At 51.4% G+C, this 18,238-nt stretch carries 18 protein-coding genes; 10 read left to right on the top strand and 8 right to left on the bottom strand.

Annotation, left to right across the window (positions count from 1 at the left end; translation table 11 throughout):
• Positions 1-2: 2 nt before the first annotated feature.
• The 4 genes from yehX to bglX all read right to left on the bottom strand — a co-directional run bounded on the left by yehX (position 3) and on the right by bglX (position 5,449).
• Positions 3-929, bottom strand: coding sequence for a glycine betaine ABC transporter ATP binding protein YehX (gene yehX, locus K0335_RS15525; RefSeq protein WP_219393900.1), 927 nt, complete (start codon positions 927-929; stop codon positions 3-5).
• Positions 922-2,079 (bottom strand): glycine betaine ABC transporter permease YehY, encoded by a 1,158-nt coding sequence (yehY, locus tag K0335_RS15520; protein WP_104919423.1) that lies wholly within the window; start codon positions 2,077-2,079, stop codon positions 922-924. The genes yehX and yehY overlap by 8 nt, the downstream gene beginning before the upstream one ends.
• A gap of 6 nt (positions 2,080-2,085) precedes the next feature.
• A complete protein-coding gene (gene osmF, locus K0335_RS15515) occupies positions 2,086-3,003 on the bottom strand; it encodes a glycine betaine ABC transporter substrate-binding protein OsmF (protein ID WP_104918170.1) in 918 nt (305 codons plus the stop codon).
• 148 nt (positions 3,004-3,151) lie between these two features.
• Complete coding sequence (bglX, locus tag K0335_RS15510) at positions 3,152-5,449, bottom strand: beta-glucosidase BglX (protein WP_046076225.1); 2,298 nt, start codon at positions 5,447-5,449, stop codon at positions 3,152-3,154.
• 196 nt (positions 5,450-5,645) lie between these two features.
• Between bglX and dld the strand changes: the two genes are divergently transcribed.
• Positions 5,646-7,361, top strand: coding sequence for a D-lactate dehydrogenase (gene dld / locus K0335_RS15505; RefSeq protein ID WP_024256497.1), 1,716 nt, complete (start codon positions 5,646-5,648; stop codon positions 7,359-7,361).
• A 38-nt stretch (positions 7,362-7,399) separates the two neighbouring features.
• Here dld and pbpG read toward each other — a convergent pair whose 3' ends face one another.
• Positions 7,400-8,332, bottom strand: coding sequence for a D-alanyl-D-alanine endopeptidase (gene pbpG, locus K0335_RS15500; RefSeq protein WP_097767193.1), 933 nt, complete (start codon positions 8,330-8,332; stop codon positions 7,400-7,402).
• A 173-nt stretch (positions 8,333-8,505) separates the two neighbouring features.
• Entirely contained in the window at positions 8,506-9,093 is a 588-nt protein-coding gene (locus K0335_RS15495; protein WP_001295454.1) for a Yip1 family protein, read from the bottom strand.
• 169 nt (positions 9,094-9,262) lie between these two features.
• Between K0335_RS15495 and K0335_RS15490 the strand changes: the two genes are divergently transcribed.
• Positions 9,263-9,841: a DedA family protein gene (locus K0335_RS15490; protein ID WP_001353099.1), complete on the top strand. Its 579-nt coding sequence runs from the start codon at positions 9,263-9,265 to the stop codon at positions 9,839-9,841.
• Between the two features lie 129 nt (positions 9,842-9,970).
• Here the strand turns inward: K0335_RS15490 and K0335_RS15485 are convergent, their stop codons facing one another.
• Positions 9,971-10,732 (bottom strand): SDR family oxidoreductase, encoded by a 762-nt coding sequence (locus K0335_RS15485; protein ID WP_104919422.1) that lies wholly within the window; start codon positions 10,730-10,732, stop codon positions 9,971-9,973.
• A gap of 140 nt (positions 10,733-10,872) precedes the next feature.
• On the opposite strand from K0335_RS15485, the gene yohP reads away from it, so the two are divergent.
• A complete protein-coding gene (yohP, locus tag K0335_RS15480) occupies positions 10,873-10,956 on the top strand; it encodes a small membrane protein YohP (protein WP_000698461.1) in 84 nt (27 codons plus the stop codon).
• Between the two features lie 43 nt (positions 10,957-10,999).
• On the opposite strand, the gene dusC is transcribed toward yohP, so the two are convergent.
• Entirely contained in the window at positions 11,000-11,938 is a 939-nt protein-coding gene (dusC, locus tag K0335_RS15475) for a tRNA dihydrouridine(16) synthase DusC (RefSeq protein WP_001264885.1), read from the bottom strand.
• Between the two features lie 288 nt (positions 11,939-12,226).
• Between dusC and K0335_RS15470 the strand changes: the two genes are divergently transcribed.
• From K0335_RS15470 to preA, 7 genes are all read left to right on the top strand, one after another.
• On the top strand, positions 12,227-12,625 hold the full coding sequence (locus K0335_RS15470; protein ID WP_002431444.1) for a CidA/LrgA family protein: 399 nt from the start codon (positions 12,227-12,229) through the stop codon (positions 12,623-12,625).
• Positions 12,622-13,317, top strand: a complete 696-nt coding sequence (locus tag K0335_RS15465; RefSeq protein WP_000968391.1) for a CidB/LrgB family autolysis modulator — start codon at positions 12,622-12,624, stop codon at positions 13,315-13,317. Before K0335_RS15470 ends, K0335_RS15465 begins: the two co-directional genes overlap by 4 nt.
• A gap of 129 nt (positions 13,318-13,446) precedes the next feature.
• A complete protein-coding gene (gene cdd, locus K0335_RS15460; RefSeq protein ID WP_104919421.1) occupies positions 13,447-14,331 on the top strand; it encodes a cytidine deaminase in 885 nt (294 codons plus the stop codon).
• 146 nt (positions 14,332-14,477) lie between these two features.
• Positions 14,478-15,197, top strand: a complete 720-nt coding sequence (gene sanA, locus K0335_RS15455) for an outer membrane permeability protein SanA (protein ID WP_000920074.1) — start codon at positions 14,478-14,480, stop codon at positions 15,195-15,197.
• 2 nt (positions 15,198-15,199) lie between these two features.
• Entirely contained in the window at positions 15,200-15,439 is a 240-nt protein-coding gene (locus K0335_RS15450; protein ID WP_000354464.1) for a DUF2542 family protein, read from the top strand.
• Between the two features lie 318 nt (positions 15,440-15,757).
• Positions 15,758-16,996, top strand: a complete 1,239-nt coding sequence (gene preT, locus K0335_RS15445; protein ID WP_001136347.1) for an NAD-dependent dihydropyrimidine dehydrogenase subunit PreT — start codon at positions 15,758-15,760, stop codon at positions 16,994-16,996.
• Complete coding sequence (gene preA / locus K0335_RS15440) at positions 16,990-18,225, top strand: NAD-dependent dihydropyrimidine dehydrogenase subunit PreA (RefSeq protein WP_000956048.1); 1,236 nt, start codon at positions 16,990-16,992, stop codon at positions 18,223-18,225. Before preT ends, preA begins: the two co-directional genes overlap by 7 nt.
• Positions 18,226-18,238 lie beyond the last annotated feature (13 nt).

Here is an 18,238-nt window from a genome sequence, read left to right as displayed (position 1 = left end):
GCTTACGCCTCCACCAGCAGATCCTGAAAATGCAGCGTGCCGCAAGGCTGGCCCTGCATGTTCACCACCGGCAGCACTTCGCACCCCCGCGCGACAAACAGGGAGAGCGCATCGCGTAGCGTCATCTCTTCTGCCAGCGCCTCACCTTCAGCCCGTTCTTCTCGGCGCACGTAATCCGCCACACTACGTAACGAAAGCAGGCGCACACCCAGTTCACTACGGCCAAAAAACTGGCGGACAAAATCATTCACCGGACAAGTCAGCATCGCCAGAGGATTGCCCTGCTGCACCACTTCACCGTGATCCATCAATACCAGATGTTCTGCCAGCCGTAGCGCCTCATCAATATCATGAGTGACCAGCACAATGGTACGCCCCAGCAAACGGTGAATGCGCGTCATCTCTTGTTGCAACGCGCCGCGCGTTACCGGGTCCAGTGCGCCAAAAGGTTCATCCATCAGTAAGACTTGCGGATCGGCAGCCAGTGCGCGCGCCACTCCCACACGTTGCTGCTGACCGCCGGAAAGCTGATGCGGATAACGCTCACGCAAATCCGGCTCCAGCCCCAGTAGCGCCATTAATTCGTCGATACGGTCGTCGATCCGCGCCTGCGACCATTTTTGTAATTGCGGCACAGTGGCAATGTTTTGCGCCACGCTCCAGTGGGGAAATAAACCAATAGATTGAATGGCATAGCCCATCCGGCGGCGCAACTCCAGCACTGGCAGCGAGCGAATCTCTTCTCCGGCAAAGCGGATCACTCCGCTGTCATGCTCTACCAGACGGTTGATCATTTTCAACGTGGTGGATTTACCGGAGCCTGATGTACCAATCAGCACCGAGAAACTCCCTTCCTGAAAATTGAGATTGAGATCGTTAACGGCTTTTTGTGTGCCGAACAGTTTGCTGACATGGCTAAATTCAATCATTACGTTTCACCTTCAGCAGTGCGATAACCAGATCGAACAGTGCGTCGATCAGCACCGCCAGTACGATTACCGGGATCACCCCCAGCAACACTAAATCAATGGCACTGCTTAGCAGCCCCTGGAAAACCAACGCACCAAAACCGCCTGCGCCGATTAATGCCGCAATCACCGCCATGCCAATGGTTTGTACCATCACCACCCGCAGGCTGCGCAGAAATACCGGTAACGCCAGCGGTAACTGCACATGCAGGAATCGCTGCGCCCCGCTCATGCCCATCGCTGTGGCGCTCTCCAGCACATCGTGCGGGATCTGGTTCAAGCCGACTACCACGCCGCGCACCAGAGGTAACAGGGCATAGAGCACCAGCGCTATCAGGGCGGGCGTCATGCCTGTTCCTGCTACGCCGAGCGTTCCCAGCCACGGAAAGGCCGTAACCAGTCCGGCAAGCGGCGCAATCAACAGGCCAAAGAGCGCCACCGAAGGCACGGTCTGAATGACATTGAGTAGCGAAAAAATCGCCCCCTGCCGAGCAGTGGAAAAGTAGCACCAGACGCCCAGCGGCACCCCAATCACCAGCGCAGGCAGCACCGCACCAAACAGTAACGTCAGATGTTGTACCAGCGCGTCGTCAAACACATCCTGACGGTTGGCGTATTCTTTCATTAGCGAGAGATCGTTAAGCGTGCCGGAGTACAGCAACCACAGCGGAATGATGGCCATCTGCATATGCAACAACCAGCGCCACAGCGGATGCGTGGAGATTCGGCGGATGGCATCGCTACAGGCCAGCAATGCCAGCGCCGCAGCCAGCCAGAAACCACTGCCGAGGCTGGTACGCGCCAGCGCACTGCCATTTTGCGCCAGTTGTGTCGCCGCCTTTCCTGCCCCCCATACCAGCAACACGAAGACGAGTTGCGCCAGGATGAGTGCAAAAATGCTGCCTTTTCTACCGGGAATAAAACAGGCTGTCAGCCAGGCGCAACATACGCCCACCAGCATCCAGATCGTTTGCGGCCACAACTGCCAGAGATGACGCCCCTCACCAGAGACTAAACGATTAGGTGCGTAACTGATAAACGGCAGCGCCGCTGCGATTGCTGTCAGCAACAGCAGCAGCGCCAGAACAGGGTTAATACGTAAATAAGTCACGGGAAATTACTTCGTCCACCCTTTTTGTTTCAGGTAGTCGGTAGCCACTTTTTTGGCATCCAGTCCTTCAACGGCAATGCTGGCATTCAGTTGCTGTAACGTCTTTTCATCGAGGCTGGCGAAGACTGGCTGTAGCCACTGTGCCATTTGCGGATACTCCTTCAACACCGATTCACGCACCACTGGTGCAGGCGCGTAGATAGGTTGCACACCTTGCGGATCGCTTAAGGTTTGCAGCCCCAACGCCGCGACCGGACCGTCAGTGCCGTAAGCCATTGCGGCATTAACGCCGGATGTTTGCTGGGCAGCGGCCTTGATCGTCACCGCCGTGTCGCCACCGGCCAGTGACAGCAACTGATCCTGATCGAGCTTAAAGCCATAGGCTTTTTCAAATGCAGGTAACGCATCGGCGCGTTCAATAAACTCTGCCGAAGCCGCCAGCTTGAAGGTGCCACCCTCTTTCAGATAACGACTCAGATCGGCAAGCGAAGTGAGTTTGTTTTTCTCTGCCATATCCTGACGCACGGCGATGGTCCAGGTGTTATTCGCAGGCGCGGGCGTCAGCCAGATTAACTTGTTTTGCTCTGCATCGAGCTTTTTGACTTTCTCGTAGCCTTGTCCGGCATTTTTCCACGCAGCATCATTTTCATCTTTAAAGAAGAAAGCACCATTACCGGTATATTCCGGATAGATATCCAGCTCGCCAGAAGTGATCGCGCCGCGCACCACCGGCGTGGTTCCCAACTGGACTTTATTCACCGTCGGTACGCCGTGGCTTTCCAGCACTTGCAAAATAATGTTGCCGAGTAGCGCGCCTTCGGTATCGATTTTTGAACCGACTTTAACGGGGGAAGCCGCCTGTAGCGGCAGGCTCACGGCTGCCAACAAAACCAGTGAACCTGCCCAGAGCTTTGAGAGTGGCATGATGCTTTCCTCATTCTTTTACTGTTGTTTTCAGCGAATTAAGAGAAAAGCATAGTTGATAATGGCGGGGTTAGCCTGACAAGGCGGATTCAGTTGCAGAATCAGATAAATACTTACAGGGCGCAAACGTCGCGCCCTGGCTAAAGCATTACAGCAATTCAAACTCGCCTTTCTTAACGCGCGCGGAATCGGTGCCGATGAAGACATTGAACTTGCCAGGCTCGGCGTCATATTTCATCTGTTGATTCCAGAACTTCAGCGCCTCAATATCGATCGGGAAGCTGACAGTCTGAGTTTCGCCCGGTTTCAGGGTGATTTTCTCAAAGCCTTTCAGTTGCTTCACCGGACGACTCATGGAAGCGGTCACATCCTGCAAGTACATCTGCACTACCGTGGCCCCTTCACGCTTACCGGTGTTTGTCACCTGCACGCTGGCGGTCACTTTGCCGTCACGCTTCATGATCGGCGCAGAAAGTTTCACATCAGAGACGGTGAAAGTGGTATAGCTCAGACCATAGCCGAACGGATAAAGCGCCCCGTTAGCTTCATCAAAATAACGCGAAGTGTATTTGTTCGGTTTGTCGGCATTATACGGACGACCGGTATTCAGATGGCTGTAGTACACCGGGATCTGCCCGACAGAACGCGGGAAGGACATCGGCAGCTTGCCGGAAGGGTTGTAATCGCCAAACAACACATCGGCAATCGCATTCCCCCCTTCCGTACCCGCAAACCAGGTTTCCAGAATCGCATCAGCCTGCTGATCTTCTTTCACCAACGCCAGCGGACGCCCGTTCATCAGCACCAGCACCAGCGGTTTACCGGTGGCTTTCAGCGCCGCAATCAAATCACGTTGGCTTTGTGGAATAGTGATATCGGTACGGCTGGAGGCTTCGTGCGCCATCCCCTGAGCTTCACCGACCACAGCCACCACCACATCAGATTGTTTCGCGGTCTGCACCGCTTCATCAATCATCTCTTGCGGCGAACGCGGATCGACTTTTACCGCTTCTTCATACTGATTCAGGAAATCGATAATGCCTTTATCACTGGTAACGTTCGCACCTTTGGCATACAGCACCTTGCCGTTTTCACCGACGGCGTTTTTAATCCCGGTCAGTACGGTCACAGATTGATCGGCAACACCGGCTGCGGACCAGCTGCCCATCACGTCACGTTTGCTGTCCGCAAGTGGCCCTACCACCGCAATGGTTGCCGATTTTTTCAGCGGCAGCGTTTCAAGGCGGTTTTTCAGCAACACCAGGCTTTCGCGCGCCACTTCACGCGCTTCTTTGCGGTGCAGGCGGCTTTCAGCATTAGTATCAACCGGGTCAGACTCTTTCGGTCCAAGGTGGCTGTATGGGTCGTTGAACAGCCCCATATCATATTTGACGTTCAGCACGTGGCGGGCAGCGTCGTCCAGCTCTGCCATCGTCACTTTGCCGGATTTGATCAAACCGGGCAGATACTTCGAGTAGTACTCGTCGCTCATACTCATGTTGATCCCGGATTTCAGCGCCACGCGCACCGCATCTTCCGGGTCTGCCGCCGTACCATGTTTAATCAGCTCTTTGATTGCGCCATGATCGGAAACGGTAATGCCTTTAAAGCCCCACTGATCGCGCAGCACATCTTTCAGCAGCCAGGAGTCGGAAGTTGCTGGCGTGCCATTCAGCGAGTTCAGCGCCACCATTACCGCACCGCTGCCTGCATCCAGCCCCGCTTTGTATGGCGGCATATAGTCATTAAACAGGCGCTGCGGACTCATATCGACGGTGTTGTACTCTTTACCACCTTCTACCGCACCGTAAGCGGCGAAGTGTTTGACGCTGGTCATCACCGAGTAGCGATCTGCCGGGCTTTTACCCTGCATCGCTTCCACCATGGTCTTACCCATAATCGAAGTGAGATACGTATCTTCGCCAAAACCTTCAGAAGCACGTCCCCAGCGCGGATCGCGCGAGACATCGACCATCGGTGCCCAGGTCATGTTCAGGCCATCATCTGCCGCTTCATAAGCAGAGACACGTCCGACCGTTTTCACCGCATCGAGGTTAAAAGACGAGGCCAGACCGAGGCTAATCGGGAAAACCGTGCGTTGACCGTGCAGCACATCGTAAGCAAAGAAGAGAGGAATTTTCAGGCGGCTCAGTTCCATCACCTGATCCTGCATGGCGCGGATATCCTGACGGGTTACGGTGTTGAAAATCGCCCCAACCTGCCCGTCTTTGATCATCTCGCGGATCGCCTCTTTCGGGTTATCCGGGCCGACGCTGATTAAGCGAAGCTGACCAATTTTCTCATCAACTGTCATTTTCTTGAGCAGATCGGTGACGAATGCATCACGCGCTTCGGGCGTTAATGGATGGTTGCCGAATAAATCATCCGCCAGTGCTGGCTGCAGGGCCAGACTCACCGCGATTCCTACTGAACATAGCCATTTCATATGGATTTTCTCTTCCTCTTGGGCCCAATGTGGCGGCGAAAAATGTCGCAAAAACCGCAGTTTGCCATAAGCCCGAACAAGAGAGAAAAAGAAAGTGATGTGGATAGTCTGAAATTATGAAATATTCGTTCACTGTATCATCATGCATAGAGCTATGCTTATCCGTGATATTTTGTCCTGCCACAAGGAGTGGAGAATTCCTTCCATGACCACGATTGATAATAAAGACTTTTTGAATGAACTTGCCCGACTGGTGGGTTCTTCACACCTGCTCACCGATCCCGCAAAAACGGCCCGCTATCGCAAGGGCTTCCGTTCTGGTCAGGGCGACGCACTGGCTGTCGTTTTCCCTGGCTCACTACTCGAACTTTGGCGAGTACTGAATGTTTGTGTTGCCGCCGACAAAATTATTCTGATGCAGGCTGCCAATACAGGTCTGACCGAAGGCTCGACGCCAAACGGTAACGACTATGATCGCGATATCGTGATCATCAGCACCCTGCGTCTCGACAAGCTTCATGTTCTCGGTAAGGGCGAACAGGTGCTGGCATATCCTGGCACCACGCTCTATTCGCTGGAAAAAGCCCTCAAACCGCTGGGACGCGAGCCGCACTCGGTGATTGGTTCGTCGTGCATTGGCGCATCGGTCATCGGCGGTATTTGTAACAACTCCGGCGGCTCGCTGGTGCAGCGTGGCCCGGCGTATACCGAAATGTCGTTATTCGCGCGTATAAATGAAGATGGAAAACTGACGCTGGTGAACCATCTGGGGATTGATCTGGGCGAAACGCCGGAGCAGATCCTTAGCAAGCTGGATGACGATCGCATCAAAGATGACGATGTGCGCCACGATGGTCGTCACGCCCACGATTATGACTATGTCCACCGCGTTCGTGATATTGAAGCCGACACACCCGCACGTTATAACGCCGACCCGGATCGCCTGTTTGAATCCTCCGGTTGCGCCGGAAAACTGGCCGTCTTTGCGGTACGTCTTGATACCTTCGAAGCGGAAAAAAATCAGCAGGTGTTTTATATCGGCACCAACCAGCCGGAAGTACTGACCGAAATCCGCCGTCATATTCTGGCTAATTTCGAAAATCTGCCGGTTGCCGGGGAATATATGCACCGGGATATCTACGATATTGCGGAAAAATACGGCAAAGACACCTTCCTGATGATTGATAAGTTAGGCACCGACAAGATGCCGTTCTTCTTTAATCTCAAGGGACGCACCGATGCGATGCTGGAGAAAGTGAAATTCTTCCGTCCGCATTTTACCGACCGTGCGATGCAAAAATTCGGTCACCTGTTCCCCAGCCATTTACCGCCGCGCATGAAAAACTGGCGCGATAAATATGAACATCATCTGCTGTTAAAAATGGCGGGCGATGGCGTCGGTGAAGCCAAATCGTGGCTGGTGGATTATTTCAAACAGGCCGAAGGCGATTTCTTTGTCTGTACGCCGGAGGAAGGTAGCAAAGCGTTTTTACACCGTTTCGCCGCTGCGGGCGCAGCAATTCGTTATCAGGCCGTGCATTCCGATGAAGTCGAAGACATTCTGGCGCTGGATATCGCTCTGCGGCGTAACGACACCGAATGGTATGAGCATTTACCGCCGGAGATCGACAGCCAACTGGTGCACAAGCTCTATTACGGCCATTTTATGTGCTATGTCTTCCATCAGGATTACATCGTTAAAAAAGGCGTGGATGTACATGCGTTGAAAGAACAGATGCTGGAACTGCTACAGCAGCGCGGCGCGCAATACCCTGCCGAGCATAACGTCGGTCATTTGTATAAAGCACCGGAAACGTTGCAGAAGTTTTATCGCGAGAACGATCCGACCAACAGTATGAATCCGGGGATTGGTAAAACCAGTAAGCGGAAAAACTGGCAGGAAGTGAAATAAAAATTACGGATGGCAGAGTATCGCCATCCGTACTTCACTTAATCGTTCTGTGCCGTCTGCCCCGCCGCCGCCATCTGAGCGGCTTTTTGTTTTTTATAGCTCAACGCTGCTGCCGGAACAGGCATCACTTTACCGGTCTCAATCCAGGTACGCAGGCGGCTGGCATCGGCAAAATGGGTATATTTGCCAAACGCGTCCATCACTACCAGTGCCACCGGTTTATTATTGATAACCGTGCGCATCACCAGACAATGGCCCGCCGCATTGGTAAAGCCCGTTTTGGTTAACTGAATATTCCAGTTATCGCGATACACCAGATGGTTAGTATTGCGGAACGGCAGCGTATACGTCGGGTTAGAGAAGGTTGCCATATCTTCCCTGGTAGTACTTAACTGACCAATCAACGGATATTGTTTGCTGGCAATGAGCAGTTTGGTTAAGTCACGGGCAGTTGAAACGTTATGCACCGACAATCCGGTCGGTTCAACAAAGCGCGTGTTGTTCATTCCGAGCGATTTCGCTTTCGCATTCATCGCCTTAATAAAGGCTTTGTAGCCACCGGGATAATGGTGCGCAAGGCTTGCCGCCGCGCGGTTTTCTGAAGACATCAGCGCCAGCAACAGCATATCTTTACGGCTGATTTCGCTGTTCAGTCGTACGCGCGAATAGACCCCTTTCATCTCCGGCGTCTGGCTGATATCCACTTTTAGTTTTTCATCCAGCGGCAGTCGCGCATCCAGCACGACCATCGCGGTCATTAATTTACTGATAGACGCAATCGGACGCACCAGATCCGGGTGGTTCGAATAGATCACTTTGTTGGTATTCAGATCAACAATCATCGCGCTACCGGAGGCAATTTCCGGCTGTGAAGCGGTGGTAGCGACTGCCGTTTTCGCAACGGCCTGCGGCGCAAAAGGCACAGCCAGCATCAGGGCCAGGCTAAATAAAGAAACTCGAAATTTCGGCATGATGAGCATTCAGATAGTGGTTCACGCGCACAGGTTGCGCACCGCCGGAGTAAGGATTTACTGAGGCTAGCGACGCCATCATAACGAGCAAAAAGTGCGATCGTCAAAGGAGAATCGTGAGGAAATGCTGCATTGCTGACATTTACGCCAGCAATGCAACACAAAAGAACTTTCTAGAACAAACGATAACCGTAGCCCCATAGTATAACGGTAAGGGCGAGCAGCACTTCCAGTACCAGCACGCCAATCGCCAGCGTCGAACTGGAGAAGCTAAGGCCTTCCTCTTTGTTGATATTCAGGAAACTCGGAATACCGAGGTAAAGCAGGTAGCCGGTGTAAAACAGCGCCACCGTGCCGACCAGCGCACACAACCAGACCAGCGGGTAAAGCGCCACCAGACCGCTTAAAAACAGCGGAGTTGCAACGTAGCCCGCGAAGACCATGCAGTGCGCAAGTGACGGACGCTGCGGATAATTGCGCGCCATCCACCAGATGACCCGCCCCATCACCGCGACCCCAGCCAGCATAACGCCATAAAACAAGACAGCCAGCGCCAGTCCGGTAAACCAGGATAACTTCAGGATGGTGCCATCGCCAAAATTCCAGCCAATTTGTGTGGTGCCAATGAAGGCGCAAATCACCGGAATTGCCGCCATCAGCAAAACGTGGTGGGTGTAGTGATGAGAAATCGTTTCGTTTTCGCGATTAATCACCTGCATTTCACGATCGGGATGGGAAAACAGTCCCCAGACATGGCTCATACCGCCCCCTTGTTGTGAGTTCATGAACCTGACAGTTCAAGTATAAGTCAGCTTGTGATTATTTTTTGTTCGCTTATGTAATTTGCACCGTCTGATGTACGTCCTTTTTCAGCGTGAATGATTCACAGGGTGTATGCTTACAGGCAACCAAAGGGAGACAGACGGGCCTATGGATCTCAATACACTCATCTCACAATATGGTTATGCTGCGCTGGTGCTCGGCAGTCTGGCAGAGGGTGAAACAGTGACGTTGCTGGGAGGCGTTGCGGCACATCAGGGGTTATTAAAGTTCCCGCTGGTGGTACTTTCTGTGGCGCTTGGCGGCATGATTGGCGACCAGGTGCTTTATCTGTGCGGGCGGCGGTTTGGTGGCAAGCTGTTACGCCGTTTCTCTAAGCATCAGGATAAAATTGAGCGGGCGCAGAAACTTATCCAGCGCCATCCGTATCTGTTTGTCATTGGTACGCGTTTTATGTATGGCTTTCGGGTCATTGGCCCGACGCTGATTGGTGCCAGCCAGCTGCCGCCGAAAATCTTTCTGCCGCTGAATATTCTCGGCGCATTTGCCTGGGCGTTGATTTTTACCACTATCGGTTATGCTGGTGGTCAGGTGATTGCGCCGTGGTTGCACAATCTCGACCAGCATTTGAAGCACTGGGTCTGGTTGATTCTGGTCGTGGTTCTGGTGGTTGGCGTGCGCTGGTGGCTGAAACGGCGCGGTAAGAAAAAGCCGGATGATCAGGCGTAAAACCATTGCCTCGGATAAGACGGTCTGCGCCGCATCCGACATCAGGTACATCATGCCTGATGCGACGCTTCCGCGTCTTATCATGCCTACCAAATATTACCCATTGAAATATCCACGCACTTCACTGCGCTATTCTGGGTTGAACTGCGGATTCGCCAGCATAAAGCCGCCATCCACTATCAACGACTGCCCGGTGGTGTAATTTGCGCCTTCAGAGCATAACCACGCCACCAGGCTGGCAATCTCATACGTTGCGCCAAAACGCCGCAAGGGAATCGAAGGCTCCGCGTCGGGCTTCACGTCGCCGTCATCCATGCCATTCATTGGTGTGGCGATAGCCCCAGGCGCGACTGCATTCACCAAAATCTTATGCCTGACCAGCTCAAGCGCCATCGCTTTGGTTAGCCCACCGAGTGCATGTTTAGCGGCTGTATAGGCGCTGGCATCCGGCAGCGGCGTATGCTCATGTACCGACGTAATGTTGATGATGCGACCGCCCTGCCCTTGTTTCACCATCTGGCGGGCCGCAATTTGCGAGCATAAAAATGCACCATCAACATCAACGGTAAAAATCTTGCGCCACTCATCGAAAGCCATATCAAGAAACGGCGCTTTGGTCATTGCGCCCGCATTATTCACCAGCACATCGATGCGCCCCAGCCGTTGAATAAGTTTCTCCAGCGCCAGTGCCCCCTCTGGCAGTTTACCGAGATCCAACTGCACGATCTCCGCACGTACGCCGTGACTAACCACCTCACGCGCAGTATCTTTTGCCCCTTCTTTATCGGAGTGCCAGGTAATGCCAATATCAAACCCCTGCTGCGCCAGTAATAACGCGCACTCTTTGCCGATCCCCGAATCGGAGGCGGTAATTATCGCGACCTGTGCCATCGAGTTCTCCACGGAGTCTCTAAAACAATAAGTATAGAAACGGGCTGATTACTTACGTCATATTTAGATAACTCCTGGAATTCGCGGCGCGTCGTTTCCTTTCCTATACTTAACGAAGTTTTAACAAAAAAGGAAAGCAAATGAAAATTTTACTCTGGGCAGTTTTGGTTATATTTATTATCGGGTTACTGGTAGTGACGGGCGTTTTTAAAATGATTTTCTGAAGATTTCCCACAAGGCCGGGTAGTTATCCCGGCCTTGCAACGATTACAGTTTTATCGCCTGAATAGCCTGCGCGATAGCAGGGGAATTATTTAATGCGCGGATTTGCTGAAATAATGTTGTCGCTTCGCTGTATTCTTTACGCAGATAACCTAACCACTGTTTAATTCGTGCCACGTGATATAGCCCGGTATCGCCCTGTTTTTCCAGACGCGTATATTTCTGCAATAATGCGACAACTTGTGCCCACGGCATACGCGGCTCGTTGTATTTCACCACCCGACTTAAGTTGGGAATATTTAATGCCCCGCGCCCAATCATAACGGCATCACAGCCACTTAACGCCATACATTGCTGTGCGCTCTGCCAGTCCCAGATTTCTCCATTCGCGATCACCGGAATCGTCAGTCGCTGACGGATTTCACCAATCGCCTGCCAGTCAATATGCTCGGCGCGATAGCCCTGCTCTTTCGTCCGCCCGTGAACCACAAGCTCCGTGGCCCCCGCTTGCTGCACAGCATCGGCAATTTCAAATTTTTGCTCACCACTGTCCCATCCCAAACGCACTTTTACACTCACTGGCAAATGAGCAGGCACCGCTTCGCGCATCGCTTTCGCGCCCTGGTAGATAAGTTCAGGATCTTTTAATAATGTCGCTCCGCCGCCGCTACCATTAACTGTTTTTGAAGGGCAGCCGCAGTTAAGATCAACCCCAAATGATCCCAGTTCCACCGCCCTGAGAGCATTCTCCGCCAACCACTGTGGATATTGACCAAGTAATTGGATGCGCACCAGCGTACCGGAAGGTGTCCGACTACTATTTTGCAGCTCCGGGCAGATACGTTGAAAGACCTTAACTGGCAGGAGTTGATCAACCACGCGAACAAATTCGGTGATACAAAGATCGTAATCGTTTACTTCGGTCAGTAATTCACGCACCAGAGAGTCGAGCACGCCTTCCATCGGTGCCAGTAACACACGCATATTTTTACCCACGAAAAAATGAGGCGCTATGGTAACGTCTCCGCTCTACTGTTTAAAGTGCTTCAATATCTGTGCACCAAAGCCTGGAGACGACTCTATGCTTTGTCTATGTGACAGTTATGTTAACGACTGCAGAAACCGTTTTGCCCAGATTTGGCGACGATTATCAGGGGAGATGCCCAGTGCTCCTGGTGAGAGGAACGACTATGCTCAGATTTCTTTATGTGATCGGTAGCACATTTTTGAGTTTAATTGTATGATGAATCCACTTCATCCAGGACGTTTATCATGAGTAAGATACTAAACACTATCTGGCAGTATGTACGTGCTTTCGTACTGATCTATGCCTGCCTGTATGCAGGTATTTTCATTGCATCTCTCCTTCCGGTCACCATTCCAGGCAGCATTATCGGCATGTTGATTCTGTTTGTACTGCTGGCACTGCAAATTCTGCCCGCACAATGGGTTAACCCCGGATGCTATTTACTGATTCGCTATATGGCGCTGCTTTTTGTGCCAATTGGCGTTGGCGTTATGCAGTATTTCGATCTATTGCGCGCGCAGTTTGGCCCGGTAGTGGTTTCCTGCGCAATTAGCACCCTGGTGGTGTTCTTAGTTGTTAGCTGGAGTTCGCAGCTGGTGCATGGCGAACGAAAAGTGGTTGGGCAAAAGGGTTCGAAAGAATGATGGCGTATATCTGGTGGTCATTACCACTGACCTTGATCGTCTTTTTCGCCGCACGCAAACTGGCGGCTCGCTTTAAAATTCCATTATTAAATCCATTGTTAGTGGCAATGGTGGTCATTATTCCTTTTCTGCTACTGACAGGTATTCCGTACGATCACTACTTTAAAGGCAGCGAAATATTAAACGATCTGCTGCAACCTGCTGTTGTGGCATTGGCTTATCCTTTATATGAGCAACTTCACCAGATCCGCGCACGCTGGAAATCGATCATCACGATTTGTTTTATTGGTAGTGTCGTGGCAATGGTCACCGGGACCACGGTTGCCTTGCTGATGGGTGCTACACCTGAAATTGCGGCCTCTGTATTACCGAAATCCGTTACCACGCCTATCGCAATGGCTGTTGGCGGTAGCATCGGAGGCATCCCGGCCGTGAGCGCGGTTTGCGTGATTTTTGTCGGTATTCTTGGCGCAGTATTTGGTCACACGTTACTGAATGCCATGCGTATTCGCACTAAAGCCGCTCGTGGTCTGGCAATGGGTACAGCTTCCCACGCATTAGGAACCGCACGTTGTGCAGAGCTGGATTATCAGGAAGGCGCCTTTAGTTCGCTGGCGCTGGTGATTTGCGGGATTATCACATCGGTGGTTGCACCGTTTATTTTCCCGATCATTCTGGCGGTAGTAGGATAAAATTTGCGATACGTCGCACATTTTTGATACGTGTTTCATATGTTGCACATTTAATGAGATTCAGATCACATATAAAGATAGGGTGGGTTCGTAAACTGTTATCCCATTACACTGTTACGAGGCAACGCCATGCATCCACGTTTTCAAACTGCTTTTGCCCAACTCGCAGATAACTTGCAATCTGCACTGGCCCCAATTCTGGCAGACAAGCATTTTCCTGCTTTACTGACCGGGGAGCAGGTCTCTTCGCTGAAGAGCGCTACGGGGCTGGACGAAGACGCGCTGGCATTCGCACTACTCCCGCTGGCTGCAGCTTGTGCACGTACGCCATTGTCGAATTTTAACGTTGGTGCAATTGCACGTGGCGTAAGTGGTACATGGTATTTCGGTGCCAATATGGAATTTATTGGCGCCACCATGCAGCAAACTGTCCATGCCGAGCAAAGTGCAATTAGCCATGCCTGGTTGAGCGGTGAGAAAGCGCTTTCTGCCATCACCGTTAACTACACCCCTTGTGGTCACTGCCGTCAGTTTATGAATGAACTTAATAGCGGTCTGGATCTGCGTATTCATCTGCCTGGCCGCGAAGCACACGCGTTACGTGACTATCTGCCTGATGCCTTTGGTCCAAAAGATCTGGAAATTAAAACATTGCTGATGGACGAACAGAATCATGGTTTCGCGCTCACTGGTGATGCCCTTTCTCAGGCAGCAATTGCGGCGGCTAACCGTTCACACATGCCTTACAGTAAATCTCCGAGCGGTGTGGCGCTGGAATGTAAAGATGGTCGTATTTTCAGCGGCAGCTACGCTGAAAACGCCGCATTTAACCCAACGCTGCCGCCGTTACAGGGCGCGTTAATCTTGCTGAATCTCAAAGGTTATGATTACCCGGATATTCAACGCGCGATTCTGGCTGAGAAAGCTGATGCGCCGCTGATTCAATGGGATGCAACCGCAGCGACTCTGAAAGCGCTTGGCTGTAATACTATCGACCGCGTTCTGCTCGGTTAACATCAGTGCCGGATAAACGTAGTGCATCCGGCATTTCTGCTCCCTTCTGGTGTCGAAAATCCCGGCAAACAGTTTGCCGTTTCTTGCGCAAAAGCAGCGGGTAAAGTAGCCTGAGTAAAACTTCATTCAGCAACTGAGCCTACTGCATGTTAAAGCGCGTTTTCTACAGCCTGTTAGTCCTGATCGGCTTACTGCTGTTGACTGTGCTCGGCCTTGATCGTTGGATGAGCTGGAAAACCGCACCTTATATTTACGATGAATTGCAAGATCTCCCCTACCGCCAGGTCGGCGTGGTGCTCGGCACAGCAAAATATTATCGTACTGGCGTAATTAATCAGTATTATCGCTACCGTATTCAGGGAGCGATTAATGCTTATAATAGCGGCAAAGTAAATTATTTATTACTGAGTGGCGATAACGCGTTACAAAGTTATAACGAGCCGATGACGATGCGCAAAGATTTAATTGCAGCAGGTGTTGATCCCGCTGATATTGTCCTCGATTATGCGGGTTTTCGTACGCTGGATTCCATTGTGCGCACGCGCAAGGTATTTGATACTAACGATTTCATTATAATTACCCAACGTTTCCACTGTGAGCGGGCATTATTTATTGCCTTGCATATGGGGATTCAGGCCCAGTGTTATGCTGTTCCTTCCCCGAAGGATATGTGGTCAGTTCGCATTCGTGAGTTCGCCGCACGCTTCGGCGCCCTGGCAGATCTCTATTTCTTTAAGCGTGAACCCCGTTTTTTAGGCCCGCTGGTACCCATTCCATCTATGCATGAAGTCCCTGAAGATGCTCAGGGATACCCAGCGGTTACGCCAGAGCAATTACTTGAATTACAAAAGAAACAAGGAAAGTAGTGATGGATATTCAGCAGTTTTTTGTCGTTGCTGTTTTTTTCCTTATCCCGATATTTTGTTTTCGCGAAGCATGGAAAGGCTGGCGTGCTGGCGCGATTGATAAACGGGTTAAAAATGCACCGGAACCGGTGTTTGTCTGGCGAGCAAAAAATCCCGGACTCTTCTTCGCTTATATGGTGGCATATATCGGCTTCGGTATTTTATCTATCGGCATGATTGTTTATCTTATTTTCTATCGTTAATATTTTCCCTCTCCTGTTAATTATTGAGAATAATTATTACTTCACTCAATAAGCTGCGGATATAACATTCTGAACCGCAGCTATTTGTGAATCCTTTCACAGTTTAAATTTCCCCACGCGCATAGCCTTAATATCAGCACGCAATATTTATACTCTAAATAATTCGAGTTGCAGGAAGGCGACAAGTGAGTGAGTCCCCCGGAGCTTACATAAGTAAGTGACTGGGGTGAGCGAACGCAGACGCAGCACATGCAACTTGAAGTATGACGAGTATATTTAGCGTTCGCCTTAATTACTCATAGCATTAAGGAAGATCACATGCCGCAACAAAATTATCTGGATGAACTCACTCCGGCTTTTACGCCTTTACTGGCAATAAAAGAGGCATCCCGCTGTTTATTATGTCATGACGCCCCCTGTAGTCAGGCTTGTCCGGCGCAAACTGACCCAGGGAAATTTATCCGCTCAATCTACTTTCGTAATTTTAAAGGCGCTGCCGAGACAATTCGCGAAAATAATGCCCTCGGTGCCGTTTGTGCCAGAGTGTGTCCAACGGAGAAATTATGTCAAAGCGGTTGTACCCGTGCCGGTGTTGATGATCCAATTGATATTGGCCGCTTGCAGCGTTTTATCACTGATTTTGAACAACAAACCGGGATGGATATTTATCAGCCAGGCACTAAAACGCTCGGTAAGGTAGCGATTATTGGCGCGGGCCCTGCCGGGTTACAGGCCAGTGTGACGCTGACAAATATGGGTTACGACGTCACTATTTATGAAAAAGAACCACAGCCCGGTGGCTGGCTATGTAACGGTATTCCGCAATTTCGGTTACCGCAATCGGTGCTGGATGCAGAAATCGCCCGTATTGAAAAAATGGGCGTGACCATTAAGTGCAACAACGAAGTCGGTAAAACAATCACCCTGGAGCAACTGAAAGCAGAAAACCGCGCAGTACTTGTCACCGTAGGGTTGTCGGGCGGTTCTGGGCTACCGCTGTTTGAGCATAGCGACGTTGAGATTGCCGTCGACTTCTTGCAACGTGCACGGCAGGCGCAGGGCGATATCAGCATTCCACAAAGCGCATTAATTATCGGCGGCGGTGATGTCGCGATGGACGTTGCCAGCACGCTGAAAGTTCTCGGCTGTCAGGCGGTAACCTGCGTAGCACGTGAAGAGTTAGATGCGTTTCCGGCAAGCGAAAAAGAGTTTGCCAGCGCCCGGGAACTGGGCGTTTCGATCATCGATGGATTCACACCAGTAGCCGTGGAAGCCAATAAAGTCACGTTTAAGCATGTACGGTTACCGGGCGAACTGACGATGGCGGCAGATAAAATTATTCTCGCCGTCGGCCAGCATGCCAGACTGGATGCCTTTGCGGAGTTAGAGCCGCAGCGTAACACCATCAAAACACAAAATTACCAGACCCGCGACCCGCAAGTCTTTGCTGCTGGCGATATTGTTGAGGGTGACAAAACCGTGGTCTACGCAGTGAAAACCGGGAAAGAAGCCGCCGGGGCGATTCATCACTATTTAGAGGGAGCTTGCTCATGTTAACGAAAGATCTTTCGATTACTTTTTGCGGCGTGAAGTTTCCCAACCCGTTCTGCCTCTCTTCTTCGCCGGTAGGCAACTGCTATGAGATGTGCGCCAAAGCCTACGACACGGGCTGGGGCGGCGTGGTGTTTAAAACGATCGGCTTTTTTATCGCCAACGAAGTCTCGCCGCGTTTTGATCATCTGGTGAAAGAAGATACCGGTTTTATCGGCTTCAAAAATATGGAGCAGATTGCCGAGCATCCGTTGGAAGAGAATCTGGCCGCCCTGCGTCGGCTGAAAGAAGATTATCCTGACAAAGTATTGATCGCCTCGATCATGGGGGAAAATGAGCAGCAGTGGGAAGATCTGGCGCGCCTGGTGCAAGAAGCTGGTGCCGATATGATCGAGTGTAACTTCTCCTGTCCGCAAATGACTTCTCATGCGATGGGTAGCGATGTCGGGCAAAGCCCGGAACTGGTAGAAAAATATTGTCGGGCGGTGAAACGCGGTTCTACGCTGCCGATGCTGGCGAAGATGACGCCGAATATCGGTGATATGTGCGAAGTGGCGCTGGCGGCGAAGCGCGGCGGCGCAGATGGCATTGCGGCGATTAACACCGTTAAATCCATTACCAATATCGATCTTAATCAGAAAATTGGTATGCCGATCGTTAACGGTAAATCGAGTATTTCCGGATATTCCGGTAAAGCGGTAAAACCGATCGCCCTGCGCTTTATTCAGCAAATGCGCACCCATCCTGAGCTGCGCGATTTCCCGATCAGCGGTATCGGCGGTATTGAAACCTGGGAAGATGCGGCAGAGTTTTTATTGCTCGGTGCAGCGACATTACAGGTGACCACCGGTATTATGCAGTACGGGTATCGGATAGTGGAAGATATGGCGAGCGGGTTATCACATTATCTCGCCGATCAGGGGTTTGATTCGTTGCAGGAGATGGTAGGTCTGGCGAATCACAATATTGTCCCGGCGGAAGATTTAGACCGTAGCTATATCGTCTATCCCCATATCAATCTCGATAAATGTGTCGGATGCGGACGCTGTTATATTTCCTGTTACGACGGCGGTCATCAGGCGATGGAGTGGAATGAGAAAACGCGCACACCGCATTGTAATACCGAGAAGTGCGTTGGTTGTCTGCTTTGTGGTCACGTCTGCCCGGTTGGTTGTATTGATCTTGGGGAAGTGAAGTTTAAGAAAGGTGAGAAAGAACACCCAGTGACGTTGTAGAACCAGCGACGCA

It is taken from the genome of Escherichia sp. GZ89 (assembly GCF_019366485.1).
Lineage (GTDB): Bacteria > Pseudomonadota > Gammaproteobacteria > Enterobacterales > Enterobacteriaceae > Escherichia > Escherichia fergusonii.
Note: the sequence above shows the minus strand (reverse complement) of the source record. Positions and strands in the feature narration are given on the sequence as shown.

Bases quoted from the DNA above. Each gene is read 5' to 3' on its own strand.
- yehX (WP_219393900.1), bottom strand. From the start codon at position 929: ATGATTGAATTTAGCCATGTCAGCAAACTGTTCGGCACACAAAAAGCC.
- osmF (WP_104918170.1), bottom strand. From the start codon at position 3,003: ATGCCACTCTCAAAGCTCTGGGCAGGTTCACTGGTTTTGTTGGCAGCC.
- bglX (WP_046076225.1), bottom strand. From the start codon at position 5,449: ATGAAATGGCTATGTTCAGTAGGAATCGCGGTGAGTCTGGCCCTGCAG.
- pbpG (WP_097767193.1), bottom strand. From the start codon at position 8,332: ATGCCGAAATTTCGAGTTTCTTTATTTAGCCTGGCCCTGATGCTGGCT.
- K0335_RS15495 (WP_001295454.1), bottom strand. From the start codon at position 9,093: ATGAGCCATGTCTGGGGACTGTTTTCCCATCCCGATCGTGAAATGCAG.
- K0335_RS15490 (WP_001353099.1), top strand. From the start codon at position 9,263: ATGGATCTCAATACACTCATCTCACAATATGGTTATGCTGCGCTGGTG.
- K0335_RS15485 (WP_104919422.1), bottom strand. From the start codon at position 10,732: ATGGCACAGGTCGCGATAATTACCGCCTCCGATTCGGGGATCGGCAAA.
- yohP (WP_000698461.1), top strand. From the start codon at position 10,873: ATGAAAATTTTACTCTGGGCAGTTTTGGTTATATTTATTATCGGGTTA.
- dusC (WP_001264885.1), bottom strand. From the start codon at position 11,938: ATGCGTGTGTTACTGGCACCGATGGAAGGCGTGCTCGACTCTCTGGTG.
- K0335_RS15470 (WP_002431444.1), top strand. From the start codon at position 12,227: ATGAGTAAGATACTAAACACTATCTGGCAGTATGTACGTGCTTTCGTA.
- K0335_RS15465 (WP_000968391.1), top strand. From the start codon at position 12,622: ATGATGGCGTATATCTGGTGGTCATTACCACTGACCTTGATCGTCTTT.
- cdd (WP_104919421.1), top strand. From the start codon at position 13,447: ATGCATCCACGTTTTCAAACTGCTTTTGCCCAACTCGCAGATAACTTG.
- sanA (WP_000920074.1), top strand. From the start codon at position 14,478: ATGTTAAAGCGCGTTTTCTACAGCCTGTTAGTCCTGATCGGCTTACTG.
- K0335_RS15450 (WP_000354464.1), top strand. From the start codon at position 15,200: ATGGATATTCAGCAGTTTTTTGTCGTTGCTGTTTTTTTCCTTATCCCG.
- preT (WP_001136347.1), top strand. From the start codon at position 15,758: ATGCCGCAACAAAATTATCTGGATGAACTCACTCCGGCTTTTACGCCT.
- preA (WP_000956048.1), top strand. From the start codon at position 16,990: ATGTTAACGAAAGATCTTTCGATTACTTTTTGCGGCGTGAAGTTTCCC.